The sequence below is a fragment of the Klebsiella pneumoniae subsp. pneumoniae HS11286 genome (assembly GCF_000240185.1).
Taxonomy (GTDB): Bacteria; Pseudomonadota; Gammaproteobacteria; order Enterobacterales; family Enterobacteriaceae; genus Klebsiella; species Klebsiella pneumoniae.
Window position 1 is genome coordinate 1,917,697 of sequence record NC_016845.1, and the last position, 17,938, is coordinate 1,935,634.

A 17,938-nucleotide genomic window follows, 5' to 3' on the forward strand; every position below is an offset into this window, starting at 1 on the left:
ATTTGGCGTTGGTAGCCCGGCTGTGCAACCCGCGAGCCGGGGACATGTCGGATGACGATATGCCCCCGTTCAGATAGCGGACAGTTACGCCGGTCAGCCATGACTAAACAAACGCGGCGCACGCTCGCTGTCGCCGCGTTTCATCACCCGATCCAGTACTTCAGCCTCCAGCTCGGCCAGCTTCGCCGAACCGGTGCGCCGCGGTCGCGGGATATCCACGCTTAAATCGAGGCCAATCTTCTTCTCTTCAATTAACAGCACCCGATCGGCCATGGCCACCGCTTCACTGACGTCGTGCGTGACCAGCAGGACCGTAAAGCCATGCTCCTGCCACAGGGAGACGATCAGCTCCTGCATCTCCAGACGGGTGAGGGCATCCAGCGCCCCCAGCGGTTCGTCCAGCAGCAGCAGGCGCGGGCGATGGATCAGCGCGCGGGCCAGCGCAACGCGCTGCTTCTGCCCACCCGACAGCGCGGCCGGCCACTCCTGTGCGCGGCTTTCAAGTCCGACGCTGGCCAACGCCTGCAGGGCGGCGTCGCGCCAGGCGCCTTTTAGCCCCAGCCCCACGTTATCAATCACTGTTTTCCACGGCAGCAGGCGCGCATCCTGAAACATCATCCGGGTGTCGTCCTGGATCGCCGCCAGGGGCGTCGCGCCAGCCAGCAGTTCGCCGGCGTTTGGTTTTTCCAGACCTGCCAGCAGGCGCAGCAGGGTACTTTTGCCGCCGCCGCTGCGGCCCACCACCGCCACAAACTGGCCGCTGGGAATATGCAGATCCAGCTCGTTAAGAATGGTGTTGTCGCCATAGCGTTTCGTCACCCCGTTCAGCAGCAGCGGGATACCTGGGTTGAGACGGGCAGTGTTCATGCGTTAGCCTCCTGAAGATGATACGCCGGATTCCAGCGCAGCCAGAGCCGTTCCAGCAGCTGGGCGCAGACGTCGGCCAGTTTGCCAAGGATGGCGTAAAGGATGATCGCCACTACCACCACGTCGGTTTGCAGAAATTCACGCGCGTTCATCGCCAGATAACCGATGCCGGCATTCGCCGAGATAGTTTCGGCGACAATAAGCGTCAGCCACATCAGACCAAGGGCAAAACGCACGCCGACTATAACTGAGGGCAGGGCGCCGGGTAATATCACGTGACGGAACAGGGCGAAGCCGGATAAGCCATAGCTGCGCGCCATCTCAACCAGCCCACGGTCAATATTGCGGATCCCGTGCCAGGTGTTGATATAGATCGGGAACAGGGTGCCCAGCGAGACAAGGAAGATCTTGGCGGTCTCATCGATGCCGAACCACAAGATCACCAGCGGGATCAGCGCCAGATGCGGGACATTGCGCAGCATCTGGATCGAGGTATCCAGCAGACGCTCGCCCCAGCGAGACAGGCCGCTGATCAGGCCGAGTATTAGCCCGATCGAGCCGCCGATGGCGAAGCCGACCAGCGCCCGCCACGAGCTGATGGCCAGATGCTGCCACAGCTCACCGCTGGCCGAGAGGGTCCAGAACGCTTTCAATACCCCCTCCGGCGAGGGCAGCACCCGCGTCGACAGCCAGCCGACGGACGAGGCCAGCTGCCAGACAATGACCGTCCCTACCGGCAGCAGCCAGGGGGCGAGGCGTAACAACAGGGGATGGGTTGATTTTGCCATCACGGTCTCCTCAGCTTTGCGCTACTTTACGCGGAATAAACTCGTTGGCGACCGCTTCCCCCTGCAGACGCAGGTTTTGCGGCTGCGGGATGGACGGCACCGCGACGTCAAGCAGGGGGAACAGCAGCTCTCCGACCCGGTACGCCTCTTCCAGATGCGGATAGCCGGAAAAGATAAAGCTATCGATACCCAGCGCGGCGTATTCATTGATCCTTTCGGCAACGGTGGCGGCATCGCCCACCAGCGCGGTCCCGGCGCCGCCGCGCGCTAAACCCACGCCAGCCCACAGGTTGGGGCTGATTTCCAGCTTATCGCGTCGCCCGTTGTGCAGGGCCGCCATCCTTTGCTGTCCAACGGAGTCGGTTCTGGCGAAAGCCGCCTGGGCGCGGGCGATCGTCTCGTCGTCAAGATGGGAGATAAGGCTGTCCGCCGCCTGCCACGCTTCCTCGTTGGTTTCCCTGACGATCACGTGCAGACGGATGCCAAAACGCACCTGGCGACCATGCCGGGCGGCTTTCTCTCGCACCTGAGCTATTTTCTCTGCCACCTGGGCCGGCGGTTCTCCCCAGGTAAGATAAAGATCGACCTGCTCAGCGGCCAGCTCCTGCGCCACCTCAGACGAGCCGCCGAAATAGAGCGGTGGACGTGGCTGCTGCAGTGGCGGAAACAGCAGTTTGGCGTCGCGAACGCGCTGATGCTTGCCGTTAAAGGTGACGGTTTCTCCCTCCATCAGCTTACGCCAGATGTGGGTAAATTCAGCCGAGGCCTCATAGCGCTCGGTGTGGTCGAGGAAGACGCCGTCGCCTGCCAGTTCGGCAGGATCGCTGCCGGTGACCAGATTGAACAGCGCCCGGCCGTTTGACAGCCGGTCCAGGGTCGCCGCCTGACGCGCGGCCACCGTCGGCGATACCACGCTTGGCCTGAGGGCGACAAGGAACTTCAGCCGCTGCGTCACCGGGATCATTGAGGCCGCGACCAGCCACGCATCCTCACAAGAGCGTCCGGTCGGGATCAGCACGCCGGTGAAGCCCAGCCGATCCGCCGTCTGCGCGATTTGCTGCAGATAGCCATAATCGACCGGACGGGCACCCTCTTCGGTACCCAGATAACGACCATCACCATGGGTCGGTAAAAACCAGAACATATTCAGACTCATGATTTCGCTCCTTGTGTGGCGGTGGGCTGCCAGATGCGGGCCCGGATATCAACTTTTTTGGCACCAGCTTGTTCTCGTAGAACAGGTCTGCCGTCTGCTGCTGGCGAGCGGCGGTTTCGGCGCTCACCGGGGTAACCGCGGTGGGGGGACGATGGTCCAGATAGCTGTCGATCACCGCCTCCGGTAAGCCCATCGTTTTCGCCAGCAGCGTAATACTTTGCGCGCGTTGGCTGTGGGTCAGGGCATCGGCCTGAGTAAAGGTGTCGAGTACGCCTTCAATGAAAGCGCCATTGCGTTCAGCGTAGGGCCGGGAAGCAAGATAGAAGGATCCCGTCTGTTTCAGATCTGTTCCGTCAGTGAGTACCCGGACGCCGCCCTGCAGCAGCGCGGCGGAGTAGTACGGATCCCAGATGGCCCATGCGTCGACATTGCCCTGCTGGAAGGCGGCGCGCGCATCGGCGGGAGCAAGGTAAACCGGCTGAATATCGCTAAATTTCAGACCTGCGAGCTGCAGGGCGCGCAGCAGCAGATTGTGGGAGCTGGAGCCTTTCTGGAAAGCGACCTTTTTCCCTTTTAACTCAGCAACGTTATGAATCGGGCTGCCCTGCGCCACCAGGATCACCTCCGCCTTGGGCTTGGGCGGCTCCGCGCCGATATAGACCAAATCGGCGCCTGCCGCCTGGGCAAAGATAGGCGGAATATCGCCGGTACTGCCGATATCAATGCTGCCGACGTTCAGCGCCTCCAGCATCTGCGGACCGGCCGGGAACTCAATCCACGAGATATGGGTTTGCGGATAGCGCTGCTCCAGCAGCTGATGGCTCTTCGCCAGCACCATGCTGACACTGCCTTTTTGGTAGCCGATGCGCAGAGCGTCAGGTGCCGCCGGGGCGGCGTGACCCAGCGAAGAGAATAGCAGCAGTCCGCCCAGAGTCAGGGCGCGGAGAGGATTAAGCATGCTCCACCCCACGCAGAGATGTTAACGACGGCGCACGGCTGCTGGGGCGATGCAGCGCCTGCCAGAAGGTCTCCAGGGCGTCATCAAGGCGCCGCTGCAGATTCGCGGTAAACTGCGGCTTATGCTGGTAATCGGTCACCTGGCTGTCATCAGCGAAGACGCCATGGAGGATCTCCTGGGCCTTGAGGGCATTCAGCACTGGCTTCAGCGCGTAGTCCACCGCCAGCATGTGAGCGATGGTGCCGCCGGTGGCCAGCGGCAGCACAATTTTGCCCTCCAGCGCTCGCTCAGGCAGCAGGTCGAGCAGCGTTTTCAGCGCGCCGGAGAACGAGGCTTTATACACCGGCGTGGCGATGATCAGGCCATCAGCCCCGGCCAGCTGTTCATTGAGCGTCTGCAGCGCCGGGTTGTCAAAACGAGCGTACAGGAGGTCTTCCGGGGCAAAGTTCTGCAGATGCCAGTGGCAGACTTCGATATCGGCGGCGGTGAGCGTCTCTCTGGCGTATTCCAGCAAGGCGCTGGAACGGGAAGGGTAACGCGGGCTGCCCGCAAGCGTAATGACGCGCATCTCTCTCTCCTTATAACTAAATGTTTGCATTTATCTATAATTGATAACATTTATAGTGAGTGTGACAGAGGGCCATTATTTCCCTAAATGATTTATCCGCGGTTAGATAGCCGAAAAGCGCATAATGGCGCGCGGGGTAGGTAATCGTTTGCGCTGATGGGGGATTTTTTGTCGCAGGTCAATTCCCTTTCCGCAACAGATCGCACATAATACGCCCCCGGTTTGCACACCGGGAATCCAGGAGAGTTCATGTACTACCCCTTCGTTCGTAAAGCCCTTTTTCAGCTCGATCCTGAGCGCGCTCATGAAGTTACCTTTCAACAATTACGCCGTGTCACCGGGACGCCGCTGGAAATGCTGGTTCGCCAGAAGGTACCGGCCAGGCCTGTCACCTGCATGGGGCTAACCTTTAAAAACCCGCTGGGTCTGGCGGCCGGGCTGGATAAAAATGGGGAATGCATTGACGCGCTGGGCGCGATGGGGTTTGGTTCGATTGAGATCGGCACCGTGACGCCGCGTCCGCAGCCGGGCAACGATAAGCCAAGGATCTTCCGTCTGGTTGATGCCGAGGGATTGATCAACCGCATGGGCTTTAATAACCATGGCGTCGATAACCTGGTTGAGAATGTGAAAAAGGCGCATTTTGACGGCGTGCTGGGTATCAATATCGGCAAAAATAAAGATACGCCGGTTGAGCACGGGAAAGATGATTACCTGATTTGTATGGAAAAAGTCTATCCGTACGCCGGGTATATCGCCATTAATATCTCCTCGCCGAATACCCCAGGGCTGCGCACGCTGCAATACGGCGAAGCGCTGGATGATTTACTCTCCGGTATTAAAAATAAGCAGCTCGAGCTGCAGCAGAAGCATCAAAAATATGTCCCGGTCGCCGTAAAGATCGCGCCGGATCTTTTGCCTGAGGAATTGATCCAGGTTGCCGATAGCCTCGTGCGTCATAATATTGATGGCGTGATTGCAACCAATACCACCCTCGATCGTTCCCTGGTTCAGGGAATGAAACATTGCGATGAGACCGGCGGGCTTAGCGGTCGTCCATTACAATTAAAAAGCACTGAAATTATCCGTATGCTCTCCGCTGAGCTGAATGGCCGTTTGCCTATCATCGGCGTGGGCGGCATTGATTCGGTGATTGCCGCGCGGGAAAAGATTGCCGCCGGGGCATCGCTGGTGCAGATCTATTCTGGATTTATTTTTAAAGGTCCGCCGCTGATTAAAGAAATTGTTACCCACATCTAATCTTTTCCTCCTCTGAATCCCACCCAGGGCTTTATTTCCGGCCCTGGTTGTTTTATATTCCCTCACTGTTGCTTATTTAAACATTTTAGACTTTTCTTAATTTTAGAAAATATTCTGCGGTAAGTCGCAACAACTTTGCAGAGGCGTATGAAAGGGGACAGGGGGAAAAATGCGGATTAAACCTGACGATAACTGGCGTTGGTATTACGATGAAGAGCACGACCGCATGATGCTCGATCTGGCCAATGGCATGTTATTTCGCTCGCGCTTCGCCCGGCGCATGCTGACTCCGGATGCCTTTGCCCCTTCTGGATTTTGCGTTGATGACGCCGCGCTCTATTTCTCTTTTGAAGAAAAATGTCGCGATCTCGAGCTATCGAAAGAGCAGCGGGCGGAATTAGTCCTTAACGCGCTCACCGCCATCCGTTTTCTCAAACCGCAGATGCCGAAAAGCTGGCACTTTATCGCCCATACCCATCACTGGCAGCCGAGCGGCGGCGACGCCGCCTGCGTTTGGCTGAGCGATACCGGCGAGCAGGTGAATTTACTGGTGGTGGAGCCGGGCGATAACGCCGCGCTCTGTCTGTTGGCTCAGCCGGGTCTCACCCTTGCCGGCCGCGTCATGCAGCTGGGCGATGTCATAAAAATCATGAATGACAGACTGCAGCCGGCGCAGAGCGCGGTCAGCTACAGTCTGGGGCAGGCGGTTTAAGGCGCCAGGCGTAGCGCTGTTTTCGGTACACAGCTGCAGGCGAGAATAGTGCCATCTCCGGCAACCGCGTTTTTCTTTAACGGACTCACTTCTCCCTCTTCCAGCCGGATGCGGCAGCTGCCGCAGATCCCCGCCCGACACGAATAGGGTACGCGAATGCCCTGTTGTTCCAGTTGCTCCAGCAGCACCTGCTGGTTATTGCCGGTAAACTGTTGACCCTGCCATTCGATGGCAACCGTAGCCTGCTGCTGCGCCTCGGGAGCCGGGGTATCGTCGCTTTCACCTGCCCCGTAGGCTTTCGCCGGGCCGCGGGTAAGGATTTCCACTTCATCTCCCACCCGGATCACCCCGCTGTTGCGGGCAATCAGGTTCTGGCCAAAATCGACATCGCCATTGTCCAGCGCGGTACGAAAACGCTTTAAGGTTTCCAGCGGCTCCCCGGCGGGATGCTTCTGACCGCGCTCCGGGCTGACGGTGGTAAAAATGCAGCGGCTGCACGGCTTAGCGACATCAAACACCACCTCGCCGATGCGGATCACTTTCCAGCTATCTTCATCCCAGGCCGCCGCGCCGGTGACCACAAGGTTAGGGCGAAACTGTTCTATGCTTACGCTGGCCGGGCAGCGCTGTTGCAGATCGCGCAGGGAGGCCTCGTTAGCCAGCAGGTAAGGGTAGCCGTCGGCGAAGGAGAGCGGCACCGCATCATGGCGCTTTACCCGGCGGGTTAGCTGCGGCCCCAGCCAGCGCAGCTGGACATCGCGCTTGAAAAAGCCGCTGAGCCACTGGTTAACGGCGGCGGGCGCGATGAGGGCGGTAAAATGGTTGCCCCAGACTTCGGTCGGCTCGGCCTGCGTGGCGAAATCACTAAAACGCACCACGGCGCTGCTGCCGTCCGGTGCGGTCAGGTGAAGGCCATCATGCAGCGGCGCCGGAATAAATTTCACCATTTGCGGAAACTGGCGAGCGGTAATAAAGGTCCCGTCGGTTTCGGTGACCATAAACAGGCGATCGAAGGCCAGGCCGCTGATATCAGCAAAGGCGTGGGTCAGGCCTATGCCGCGCATGGATTTAACAGGATGAATAAAAAGTCGCGATAGCGTTACCATACGCTGCCTCCGGGTTCCAAAAATAAGCCTATAACTTTATGACATAGGGCACATATTGGCTATAATGCGCACCAATTTTCTTTAAGTAAAAGTGACGATATGAATTCTCTGTTTGCCAGTACGGCTCGTGGGCTGGAAGAGCTGTTAAAAACTGAACTGGAAGGGCTTGGCGCGACGGACTGCCAGGTAGTCCAGGGCGGGGTCCATTTTCAGGGGGATACGCGCCTGCTGTATCAAAGCCTGATGTGGAGCCGGCTGGCTTCGCGCATCATGCTGCCGCTGGGCGAATGTCGCGTATACAGCGATCTGGATCTGTACCTCGGCGTACAGGCCATTCCGTGGACGGAGATGTTCAACCCTGGCGCCACCTTCGCGGTGCATTTTAGCGGCCTCAATGACGAGATCCGTAACAGCCAGTACGGCGCGCTGAAGGTTAAAGACGCCATTGTCGACAGCTTCACCCGTAAGAATCTGCCGCGCCCGAACGTCGATCGTGAGTCGCCCGATCTGCGGATCAACGTCTGGCTGAACAAAGAGACGGCGCACATCTCGCTGGATCTGAGCGGCGAAGGCCTGCACCTGCGCGGCTATCGCGATGGTACCGGAATGGCGCCGATCAAAGAAAACCTCGCGGCGGCGATCGTCATGCGCTCTGGCTGGGTACCAGGTACGCCGCTGCTCGATCCGATGTGCGGCTCCGGTACCCTGCTGATTGAAGCGGCGATGCTGGCGACCGACCGCGCGCCGGGCCTGCACCGCGGCCACTGGGGCTTTGGCGGCTGGGCGCAGCACGATGACGCCATCTGGAAAGAGGTGAAGGCGGAAGCGCAAACCCGCGCTCGTCAGGGATTGGCAGCGTATGAGTCACGCTTCTACGGCTCAGACGTCGACGCGCGCGTAATCGAGCGCGCGCGCCGCAACGCCCGCCGCGCCGGCATTGGCGAGCTGATCGATTTTGACGTGAAAGACGTCGCCCAACTGAACAACCCGCTACCGAAAGGCCCGTACGGGACGGTGATCAGTAACCCGCCGTACGGCGAACGTCTGGAAAGCGAGCCAGCGCTGATCGCTCTGCACAGCCTGCTTGGCCGGATAATGAAAAGTCAGTTCGGCGGCTGGAACCTGTCGGTATTCAGCGCTTCGCCGGAGCTGCTGAGTTGCCTGCAGCTGCGTGCCGACAAGCAGTTTAAAGCCAAGAACGGCCCGCTGGACTGCGTGCAGAAGAATTATCACCTGGCGGAGAGCGAAGGCGGCAAGCCGGCGATGCTGGCGGAGGATTTTGCTAACCGTCTGCGTAAAAACCTGAAGAAGTTTGAAAAATGGGCCCGCCAGGAAGGAATTGAATGCTATCGCCTGTACGATGCTGATCTACCGGAATACAACGTGGCCATTGACCGCTATGCCGACTGGGTGGTGGTCCAGGAGTATGCCCCGCCGAAAACCGTCGACGCGCATAAGGCGCGCCAGCGTCTGTTCGACATCATCGCTGCGACTATCGCCGTACTGGACATGGCGCCTAACAAGTTGGTGCTGAAAACCCGTGAACGGCAGAAGGGGAAAAACCAGTATCAGAAGATGGCGGAGAAGGGCGACTTTATTGAGGTGCAGGAGTATAACGCGCGCCTGTGGGTCAACCTCACCGACTACCTGGATACCGGTCTGTTCCTCGACCACCGTATCGCCCGTCGCATGCTCGGCCAGATGAGTAAAGGTAAGGACTTCCTGAACCTGTTCTCCTATACCGGCAGCGCCAGCGTCCACGCAGGCCTCGGCGGTGCGCGATCCACCACCACGGTGGATATGTCACGCACCTACCTGGAGTGGGCGGAACGCAACCTGCGTCTCAATGGCCTGACCGGCCGCGCGCATCGCCTGATGCAGGCGGACGTGCTGGGTTGGCTGCGGGAGAGCACCGAGCAGTTCGATCTGATCTTTATCGATCCGCCGACCTTTTCCAACTCCAAACGAATGGAAGATGCGTTTGACGTCCAGCGCGATCACATTCGCCTGATGACCGATCTAAAACGTCTGCTGCGTAAAGGCGGCACCATTATGTTCTCGAATAACAAACGCGGTTTCCGTATGGATCATGACGGGCTGGCGGCGCTTGGCCTGAAGGCGCAAGAGATTTCGCAAAAAACGCTGTCGCAGGATTTTGCCCGCAACCGTCAGATCCACAACTGCTGGCTGATTACCGCAGCCTGAAAGGAATAAATAATGTCACTGATTAGTATGCACGGCGCCTGGCTTTCCTTCAGCGATGCGCCGCTGCTGGATAATGCCGAGCTGCATATTGAAGATAACGAACGCGTCTGCCTCGTCGGACGCAACGGCGCCGGTAAATCTACCCTGATGAAGATCCTCAACCGCGAACAGGGGCTGGATGACGGACGCATCATTTATGAACAGGACCTGATCGTGGCGCGTCTGCAGCAGGATCCGCCGCGGAACGTTGCTGGTACGGTGTACGATTTTGTCGCCGAAGGGATCGCCGAGCAGGCGGCTTATCTGAAAGCCTACCATGACGTGTCGCATCAGGTGATGACCGAGCCGAGCGACAAAAATTTAAATGAACTGGCGCGCCTGCAGGAGCAGCTCGATAACCTGGGACTATGGCAGCTGGACAGCCGCATTAACGAAGTGATTGAGCAGCTGGGCCTTGACGCCAATGCGCAGCTGGCGTCGCTGTCCGGTGGCTGGCTACGTAAAGCGGCGCTGGGCCGCGCCCTGGTCAGTGGGCCGCGCGTGCTGCTGTTGGATGAGCCCACTAACCACCTCGATATCGAAACCATCGACTGGCTGGAAGGTTTCCTGAAAACCTTTAAAGGCACGATTATCTTTATTTCGCATGACCGTTCCTTTATCCGCAATATGGCGACGCGCATTGTCGACCTCGATCGTGGCAAGCTGGTGACCTATCCGGGAAATTACGATCAGTATCTCCTCGATAAAGAAGAAGCCCTGCGGGTCGAAGAACTGCAGAATGCGGAATTTGACCGCAAGCTGGCCCAGGAAGAGGTGTGGATCCGTCAGGGTATCAAAGCGCGCCGGACCCGTAACGAAGGCCGAGTCCGCGCGCTGAAGGCGATGCGCCGCGAGCGCGGTGAGCGCCGGGAAGTGATGGGCAGCGCGAAGATGCAGGTTGAGGAGGCTTCCCGTTCCGGCAAAATCGTCTTTGAGATGGAAAACGTCAACTATCAGGTTGACGGCAAAGTGCTGGTGAAGGATTTCTCCGCACAGATCCAGCGCGGCGACAAGATCGCCCTGATCGGCCCCAACGGCTGCGGGAAAACCACGTTGCTGAAGCTGATGCTCGGCCAGCTGCAGGCCGACAGCGGGCGGATCCATGTTGGCACCAAGCTGGAGGTCGCCTACTTCGACCAGCACCGCGCGGAGTTGGATCCGGATAAAACGGTGATGGACAACCTGGCGGAAGGCAAACAGGAGGTAATGGTTAACGGTAAACCACGCCATGTGCTGGGTTATCTACAGGACTTCCTGTTCCATCCAAAACGAGCGATGACCCCGGTACGTGCGCTTTCCGGAGGGGAACGTAACCGCCTGCTGCTGGCCCGGCTGTTCCTGAAACCCAGCAATCTGCTGATCCTTGATGAACCGACTAACGACCTCGATGTTGAAACGCTGGAGCTGCTGGAAGAGCTGATCGATGGCTATCAGGGGACCGTGATGCTGGTGAGCCACGATCGTCAGTTTGTCGACAATACCGTGACCGAGTGCTGGATCTTCGAAGGCGGCGGTCGTATTGGCCAGTACGTCGGCGGCTATCACGACGCCCGCGGTCAGCAGGCCCAGTCTTTGGCGCAAAAGCAGACGGTCGTTAAAAAAACGACGGAAGTCGCTCAGCCAAAAGCAGAAACTGTCAAACGCGGCGGGAACAAACTAAGCTATAACCTGCAGCGCGAGCTGGAACAACTGCCGCAGAAGCTGGAGGCTCTCGAGGCCGAACTGCAGACGCTGCAGGATCAGGTTGCCGATCCCGATTTCTTCGGGCAACCGCACGATCGCACGCAGCAGGTGCTGGCGCAGCTGGCCGAAGCGGAGCAGGCGCTGGAAGCGGCCTTTGAACGCTGGGAATATCTCGAAGGATTAAAGAACGGCGCCTGAGCCGAGGAGTTGTCATGTGCGATCATCATCATGCTGCGCGACATATTCTATGTCCCCAATGTGATTTGCTGGTGGCTTTGCCGCAGCTTGAGCATCGCCAGAAAGCCGCCTGCCCGCGCTGCGGTACAACGTTAACCACCACGTGGGACGCGCCTCGCCAGCGTCCCACGGCGTATGCGCTGGTCGCGCTGTTTATGCTGCTGCTGGCCAACCTGTTCCCTTTTATCTATATGAAAGTGGGCGGCATCAGTAGCGAAATAGAGCTGCTGGAAATTCCCAACGTACTGTTTACCGAGGATTACGCCAGTCTCGGGACTTTCTTTTTACTCTTTGTTCAATTAGTGCCGGCGTTTTGCCTGGTCACCATTTTGCTGCTGGTTAATCGGGTCAGAATGCCTGCCGGCCTGAAGACGTTCCTTGCGCGAATTCTCTTTCAACTGAAAACCTGGGGCATGGCGGAGATCTTTCTTGCCGGCGTGCTGGTGAGCTTCGTCAAGCTGATGGCCTACGGTGATATCGGCATCGGTCTGAGCTTTGTTCCCTGGTGTATGTTTTGCCTGCTGCAGTTACGTACTTTTCAGTGCGTCGACCGCCGCTGGCTATGGGATGATATTGCCCCCATGCCGGCCATTACCCAGCCGCTGAAGGTCGGGGTGACCGGTATCCGTCAGGGGCTGCGCTCCTGTGCCTGCTGTACGGCGGTGTTGCCGGTCGATCAGACCGCCTGCCCGCGCTGTAACAGTAAAGGAACGGCGCGGCGCAAAAATAGCCTGCAGTGGACGCTGGCGCTGCTGGTGACGTCATTTATCCTTTATCTCCCTGCCAACATTATGCCGATCATGATCACCGATCTGCTGGGCGATAAAATGCCATCGACCATTATGGCCGGGGTGATTTTACTGTGGAGCGAAGGTTCTTATCCGGTGGCGCTGGTGATCTTTATCGCCAGTATTATGGTGCCGACGCTGAAGATGATCGCTATCGCCTGGTTGTGCTGGAACGCCAACGGCAACGGCGCGCGAGATTCGGAGCGCATGCATCTGATCTATGAGGTGGTGGAATTTGTTGGCCGCTGGTCAATGATTGACGTTTTTGTCATCGCCGTGCTCTCTGCGCTGGTCCGCATGGGAGGGTTAATGAATATCTATCCAGCCATCGGCGCGGTCATGTTTGCGCTGGTGGTGGTGATGACCATGTTTTCAGCCATGACATTTGATCCCCGTTTACTGTGGGATCGTGAGCCAGATTCAAGCCATGAGGAAATACAACAACATGGAAAATAAGAGCGGAGAAGCGAAAGTGCAGAAGGTGAAGAACTGGTCACCGGTGTGGATCTTCCCTATCGTCACTGCGCTGATCGGGGCATGGATCCTGTTTTATCATTACAGCCATCAGGGGCCTGAGGTCACGCTGATCACCACCAATGCGGAAGGGATTGAAGGGGGAAAAACCCGGATCAAGAGCCGCAGCGTAGACGTTGGGGTGGTGGAGAGCGCGACGTTGACCGACGATCTCACCCACGTGGAAATCAAAGCCCGCCTCAATTCCGGGATGCAGAAGCTGCTGCACAACGATTCCGTCTTCTGGGTGGTAAAGCCGCAGGTTGGCCGCGAGGGGATCAGCGGTCTTGGGACATTGTTGTCCGGGGCCTATATTGAGCTTCAGCCGGGAACGAAAGGTTCGGTGCCAGCGCAGTATCCGCTACTGGATTCTCCGCCGCTGGCCTCGCCGGATGCCAAGGGGATCCGTATTCTGCTGGAAAGCAGCAAGGCGGGCCAGCTGTCGCCGGGCGATCCGGTGTTGTTCCGCGGCTATCGCGTGGGGTCAGTGGAAACCAGCACCTTCGATACGCAGAAACGTCGTATAACTTACCAGCTGTTCATCAATGCGCCGAACGATCGCCTGGTGACCACCAACGTTCGTTTCTGGAAAGACAGCGGGATCGCTGTAGATTTGACCTCGGCGGGGATGCGCGTCGAGATGGGCTCGCTGTCGACGCTGTTTGGCGGCGGGGTGAGCTTCGATATTCCTGAAGGACTGGACCTCGGCGAGCCGGTGGCGAATAAAACGGAATACCATCTGTTTGACGATCAGAAGAGCATCCAGGATTCAGTCTTTACCGAGCATATCGATTACGTCATGTTCTTCAAAGACTCGGTTCGCGGCCTGCAGCCGGGCGCGCCGGTGGAGTTCCGCGGTATCCGTCTGGGCACCGTCGGCAAAGTGCCGTTCTTTATTCCGGGGCTGAAGCAGCGTTTGAACGATGACTATCGTATTCCAGTGGAAGTGCGGGTTGAACCGCAACGGCTGATTAATCAGCTTGGCGGCGATCCGAATATTCGCGCCCACATTGACGATCTGATCAACCGCGGACTGCGCGGCTCGCTGAAAACCGGTAACCTGGTGACCGGCGCGCTGTATATCGATCTCGACTTCTATCCGAAGGCGCCCCCGCGCGGGAAAATACAGGAGTTTAACGGCTATCCGATTATCCCGACCATCAGCGGTGGACTGGCACAGATCCAGCAGCGTCTGATGGATGCGCTGGATAAGATTAATAACCTGCCGATTAATCCGCTGCTGGAGCAGGCGACCAGTACCCTGGCGCAGAGCGAGAAGACGATGCAGCACGTGCAGACCACGCTGGATAATCTGAATAAGATCACCTCCAGCCAGTCAATGCAGCAGCTGCCCGCCGATATGCAGACGACGCTGCGTGAGCTGAACCGTAGCATGCAGGGCTTCCAGCCTGGCTCTGCGGCCTACAATAAGATGGTGGCCGATATGCAGCGTCTGGATCAGGTGCTGCGTGAGCTGCAGCCGGTTCTGAAAACGCTAAATGATAAGAGCAATGCGCTGGTATTTGAGGCGAAGGATAAAAAAGATCCACAGCCGAAGGGAGCGAAATAATGAAAAAATGGTTACTGGCGGCAGCCGTATGCGTACTGACGGCGTGCAGTAGCGGCGGGGAAAGCAAGACATACTATCAGCTACCGGTTGTGCAGGGCGGCGCGCAGAGCGCCGCCAGTCAGGGGGCACGTCTGCTGTGGGTAGAGCAGGTCAGCATCCCGGATTATCTGGCGGGTAACGGGGTGGTCTATCAGACCACCGACGTGCAGTATGTGATCGCCAATAATAATCTGTGGGCCAGTCCGCTGGATCAGCAGCTGCGCACTACGCTGGTGGCAAATCTCAGCCAGCAGTTGCCCGGCTGGGTAGTGTCGTCCCAGCCGCTGGGGAGCGAGCAGGATACCCTCAACGTTGCGGTCAATGGCTTTCATGGTCGCTATGACGGGCGGGTTATCGTTAGCGGTGAGTGGCTGCTGAAGCATCAGGGACAGCTGATTAAGCGCCCGTTTAACATCGTCCTCAGGCAGGAACAGGATGGTTATGACGCGATGGTCAAGACCCTGGCGCAGGCGTGGAGCCAGGAGGCGGCTGCCATTGCCAGCGAGCTTAATCGTCTGCCATAAGTAAAATTCATCATAATGACCTGCCGCGCGGTTCACCTGGGCCGCGCGGCATTTTTTTTGCCAGGTCAGTTCGTTACCGGCGGCTGCGCCGAGCGAACAAAAAATGAACTCTTATATAGGTCACAAATATGACACTGGCGTGAATTTTGCGCATTGACGTTGCCTTCTTTTCGCGGTATTCGTAACCCGTGGCTGCACAATTTGCGACCACTGTTTTCTTTTCCACCAGATCAAAGAATGAGGGAAACGAGGCATGAAGAGACAAAAACGAGATCGCCTGGAACGGGCACACCAACGCGGATATCAGGCGGGTATCGCGGGAAGATCGAAAGAAATGTGTCCATACCAGAGCCTGAATCAACGCTCATGGTGGCTGGGAGGCTGGCGAGAAGCCATGGAGGACAGGGTACTAACGGCCTGACACTGTCTCTTTAAAAAAGAAGCCTCCGCATAGCGGGGGCTTCGCCTTTTAATCGCTACTGAATGTTATCAGAAAGCGGAAGTATCCTGGAACAGACCCACTTTCAGATCGTTCGCGGTGTAGATCAGACGATCGTCAACCAGCACTTCACCATCCGCAAGTCCCATAATCAGACGACGGTTAACAATGCGCTTGAAGTGGATGCGGTAGGTGACTTTTTTCGCGGTCGGCAGAACCTGACCGGTGAATTTCACTTCGCCAACGCCCAGCGCGCGGCCTTTGCCTTCGCCGCCCAGCCAGCCAAGATAGAACCCGACCAGCTGCCACATAGCATCCAGGCCCAGGCAGCCCGGCATCACCGGATCGCCGATAAAGTGGCAACCGAAGAACCACAGGTCAGGATTGATGTCGAGTTCTGCCTCAACATAACCTTTATCGTAGTTACCACCGGTTTCGGTCATTTTGATGACGCGGTCCATCATCAGCATGTTTGGTGCCGGTAACTGCGGGCCTTTCGCGCCGAACAGTTCACCACGACCAGAGGCAAGAAGATCTTCTTTTGTATAGGATTCGCGTTTATCTACCATGTTTTCAGTAAGCCTTATTTTAAGTTCGGGACGCAGGATAGCTAACACGTGTAAGCTGAACAAGTCCGATCAGTTAGAACTTGTCCCACCTAACCAGCGTAGCGGCCACGGAAAACGATGGCGAGTCTCTTGCTGGGTCGCCTGCGCTATCCGCTCCTGAATGGTTTGTCGCAGCGTCTGTCCTTCACCGTCCCACATCAGCTGGGTCAACATCGGCAGCGCTTCGGTAATATCGTCAATGGCCCAGATAGCAAACTGGTTGTCGGCAACGGCCTGACGTAGCTCGTGGCTCAGGCTGAGATGACGAACGTTGGCGGCAGGGATAATCACTCCCTGTTTGCCGGTTAAACCGCGCTGCTGACAGATAGTGAAGAAGCCTTCAATTTTCTCGTTCAGGCCGCCGACCGGCTGCACGCGACCAAACTGGTCGACGGAGCCGGTGATCGCGATGCTCTGATTTATCGGTACGTTGGCCAGGGCGCTGATTAAGGCGCAGAGTTCCGCCATGGAGGCGCTGTCGCCATCCACTTCACTGTAGGACTGCTCAAAGGTCAGCGAAGCAGTGAAGGGAAGCTGCTGCTCCAGCTCCAGCTCGGACATCAGAAAAGCCTGCATGATCATCATGCCTTTCGCATGAATGTTACCGCCCAGCTCGGCTTTACGTTCGACGTCGATAAATTCGCCATCGCCAATGTGCACGACGCAGCTGATGCGTGAAGGTTCACCGAACGCGCGTGGATGACCGGGGAATTCGATCACCGAGAGGGCGTTGATCTGCCCGACGCATTCGCCTTCGGTTTCAATCAGGATCTGTTCCTGCAGGATTTCATCCTGCATACGCTCCGCCAGGTAGCCTTCACGCCATACCCGGCGCGCCAGCATGGTCTGCATCGCTTCGCCGGTAATCTCTTCGCCTTCGCAGAAGGCGGCAGCCTCCCGCAGCTGGCGGGTTATCCATAGCGGACTGAGCGGCAGGGTCTCCTGATCGCCGGTATAGCGCGTTCCCTCATCGATCAGCAGAGGCCAGGCATCGGCTGCCGGGCCCGGCAGCTCCAGCTGCTGCGCATTCTGCCATACCCACTGGCACCAGGCCTTTAGCGTGTCGGCGTCAGCAAACTGCAAAGTGTCTTCATACTCGCTATAGATCGCCTGCGCAGCCAGCTCCGGCTCCATTTCCTGGAAATCGGCCAGCGATTCGCGTTCGCCCACCAGGATGATTTTCAGACTCAGCGGCATAGAGGGAATGCTGACCGGCAGCGGACGCGATTCATCCATAGAAAGCCAGTCAAAGCGCTGACGAGTCACCATATTTTTCAGACGCACCCACAGCAGCGGTTGCGCCAGCAGTGTACGTAGCGAAAGCACAAGCACGCCGCCGTTGGCCTGATGGACCAGCCCAGGCTCGAGGGTGATTGCACCGTTAAACTGGCGTACGCAGCCAAACAGCTGTTCCGCTTCTACCCAATCGGCCATCACGACCGGGGCAGTGCTGGCGAAATTATCCTCAGCGCCCTGCGCCGGTGCGAGCGTCACCTGAGCGTCGGTTACCTCATAGCGGACGCCGTAAAGCGGTGCGGCAGGCTCGTGCAGAGTCCGGGTTTCAGCCGCCAGCCATTGCAGATATTCCGGCTCTTCAGGGGCTTTCACCAGCATGAAGGAGGAGACTGCCGGCGTGTACAGCAGCTGCTCAAGCCCATAGAACAAACGCGGCTGCAGATCGCCCGAGAGGGAGGGGGCCGGATGGGAAAGTTCAGCTTGAGCAAACAGCGCCTGGTAAGCTTCCAGATCAGGCGCAAGGTCGGTTCGGGTCAGTTTCGTAATGGTCAAAGTCGCTGTTTTTTAGTTAGATGTAAAGCGCGCAATTATACCTGATGCCGCGACCGAGCACACGGAGGATTATGGTTACCCTGATGATTA

Annotated in this window: 15 protein-coding genes; 7 read left to right on the forward strand and 8 right to left on the reverse strand. The window is 57.9% G+C overall.

What is annotated here, in order from left to right:
• Positions 1 to 93 precede the first annotated feature (93 nt).
• From KPHS_18490 to KPHS_18530, 5 genes are read right to left on the reverse strand one after another with little or no spacing between them, the layout of a single operon-like run.
• The gene (locus tag KPHS_18490; protein YP_005226149.1) at positions 94 to 867 is read right to left on the reverse strand and encodes an aliphatic sulfonates transport ATP-binding subunit; all 774 of its coding nucleotides are present in this window, start codon (positions 865 to 867) and stop codon (positions 94 to 96) included.
• The gene (locus KPHS_18500; RefSeq protein ID YP_005226150.1) at positions 864 to 1,655 is read right to left on the reverse strand and encodes an alkanesulfonate transporter permease; all 792 of its coding nucleotides are present in this window, start codon (positions 1,653 to 1,655) and stop codon (positions 864 to 866) included. Before KPHS_18500 ends, KPHS_18490 begins: the two co-directional genes overlap by 4 nt.
• Positions 1,656 to 1,665: 10 nt before the next feature.
• A complete protein-coding gene (locus KPHS_18510) occupies positions 1,666 to 2,799 on the reverse strand; it encodes an alkanesulfonate monooxygenase (RefSeq protein YP_005226151.1) in 1,134 nt (377 codons plus the stop codon).
• Positions 2,771 to 3,769 carry an aliphatic sulfonate ABC transporter substrate-binding protein gene (locus KPHS_18520; RefSeq protein YP_005226152.1) on the reverse strand — a complete coding sequence of 333 codons (999 nt, stop codon included), beginning with the start codon at positions 3,767 to 3,769 and terminating at the stop codon, positions 2,771 to 2,773. Before KPHS_18520 ends, KPHS_18510 begins: the two co-directional genes overlap by 29 nt.
• A complete protein-coding gene (locus KPHS_18530; RefSeq protein YP_005226153.1) occupies positions 3,762 to 4,337 on the reverse strand; it encodes an NAD(P)H-dependent FMN reductase in 576 nt (191 codons plus the stop codon). The genes KPHS_18520 and KPHS_18530 overlap by 8 nt, the downstream gene beginning before the upstream one ends.
• Before the next feature lie 249 nt (positions 4,338 to 4,586).
• Between KPHS_18530 and KPHS_18540 the strand changes: the two genes are divergently transcribed.
• Positions 4,587 to 5,597, forward strand: coding sequence for a dihydroorotate oxidase (locus tag KPHS_18540; protein ID YP_005226154.1), 1,011 nt, complete (start codon positions 4,587 to 4,589; stop codon positions 5,595 to 5,597).
• A 169-nt stretch (positions 5,598 to 5,766) separates the two neighbouring features.
• Positions 5,767 to 6,309: a cell division protein ZapC gene (locus KPHS_18550; RefSeq protein ID YP_005226155.1), complete on the forward strand. Its 543-nt coding sequence runs from the start codon at positions 5,767 to 5,769 to the stop codon at positions 6,307 to 6,309.
• Here the strand turns inward: KPHS_18550 and KPHS_18560 are convergent.
• Positions 6,306 to 7,415 carry a putative Fe-S protein gene (locus KPHS_18560; protein YP_005226156.1) on the reverse strand — a complete coding sequence of 370 codons (1,110 nt, stop codon included), beginning with the start codon at positions 7,413 to 7,415 and terminating at the stop codon, positions 6,306 to 6,308. The genes KPHS_18550 and KPHS_18560 overlap by 4 nt on opposite strands.
• A gap of 99 nt (positions 7,416 to 7,514) precedes the next feature.
• Between KPHS_18560 and KPHS_18570 the strand changes: the two genes are divergently transcribed.
• The 5 genes from KPHS_18570 to KPHS_18610 all read left to right on the forward strand — a co-directional run bounded on the left by KPHS_18570 (position 7,515) and on the right by KPHS_18610 (position 15,013).
• Positions 7,515 to 9,620, forward strand: a complete 2,106-nt coding sequence (locus KPHS_18570) for a 23S rRNA m(2)G2445 methyltransferase (protein YP_005226157.1) — start codon at positions 7,515 to 7,517, stop codon at positions 9,618 to 9,620.
• Positions 9,621 to 9,632: 12 nt separating this feature from the next.
• On the forward strand, positions 9,633 to 11,540 hold the full coding sequence (locus KPHS_18580; protein YP_005226158.1) for an ABC transport system ATP-binding component: 1,908 nt from the start codon (positions 9,633 to 9,635) through the stop codon (positions 11,538 to 11,540).
• A 71-nt stretch (positions 11,541 to 11,611) separates the two neighbouring features.
• A complete protein-coding gene (locus KPHS_18590; protein YP_005226159.1) occupies positions 11,612 to 12,823 on the forward strand; it encodes a paraquat-inducible protein A in 1,212 nt (403 codons plus the stop codon).
• Positions 12,813 to 14,450 carry a paraquat-inducible protein B gene (locus KPHS_18600; protein YP_005226160.1) on the forward strand — a complete coding sequence of 546 codons (1,638 nt, stop codon included), beginning with the start codon at positions 12,813 to 12,815 and terminating at the stop codon, positions 14,448 to 14,450. The genes KPHS_18590 and KPHS_18600 overlap by 11 nt, the downstream gene beginning before the upstream one ends.
• The gene (locus KPHS_18610; protein YP_005226161.1) at positions 14,450 to 15,013 is read left to right on the forward strand and encodes a membrane integrity-associated transporter subunit PqiC; all 564 of its coding nucleotides are present in this window, start codon (positions 14,450 to 14,452) and stop codon (positions 15,011 to 15,013) included. Before KPHS_18600 ends, KPHS_18610 begins: the two co-directional genes overlap by 1 nt.
• A gap of 489 nt (positions 15,014 to 15,502) precedes the next feature.
• On the opposite strand, the gene KPHS_18620 is transcribed toward KPHS_18610, so the two are convergent.
• Both KPHS_18620 and KPHS_18630 read right to left on the reverse strand, forming a co-directional pair.
• Positions 15,503 to 16,021, reverse strand: a complete 519-nt coding sequence (locus KPHS_18620) for a 3-hydroxydecanoyl-ACP dehydratase (protein YP_005226162.1) — start codon at positions 16,019 to 16,021, stop codon at positions 15,503 to 15,505.
• Between the two features lie 69 nt (positions 16,022 to 16,090).
• Positions 16,091 to 17,848, reverse strand: a complete 1,758-nt coding sequence (locus KPHS_18630; protein YP_005226163.1) for a putative ATP-dependent protease — start codon at positions 17,846 to 17,848, stop codon at positions 16,091 to 16,093.
• Positions 17,849 to 17,938 lie beyond the last annotated feature (90 nt).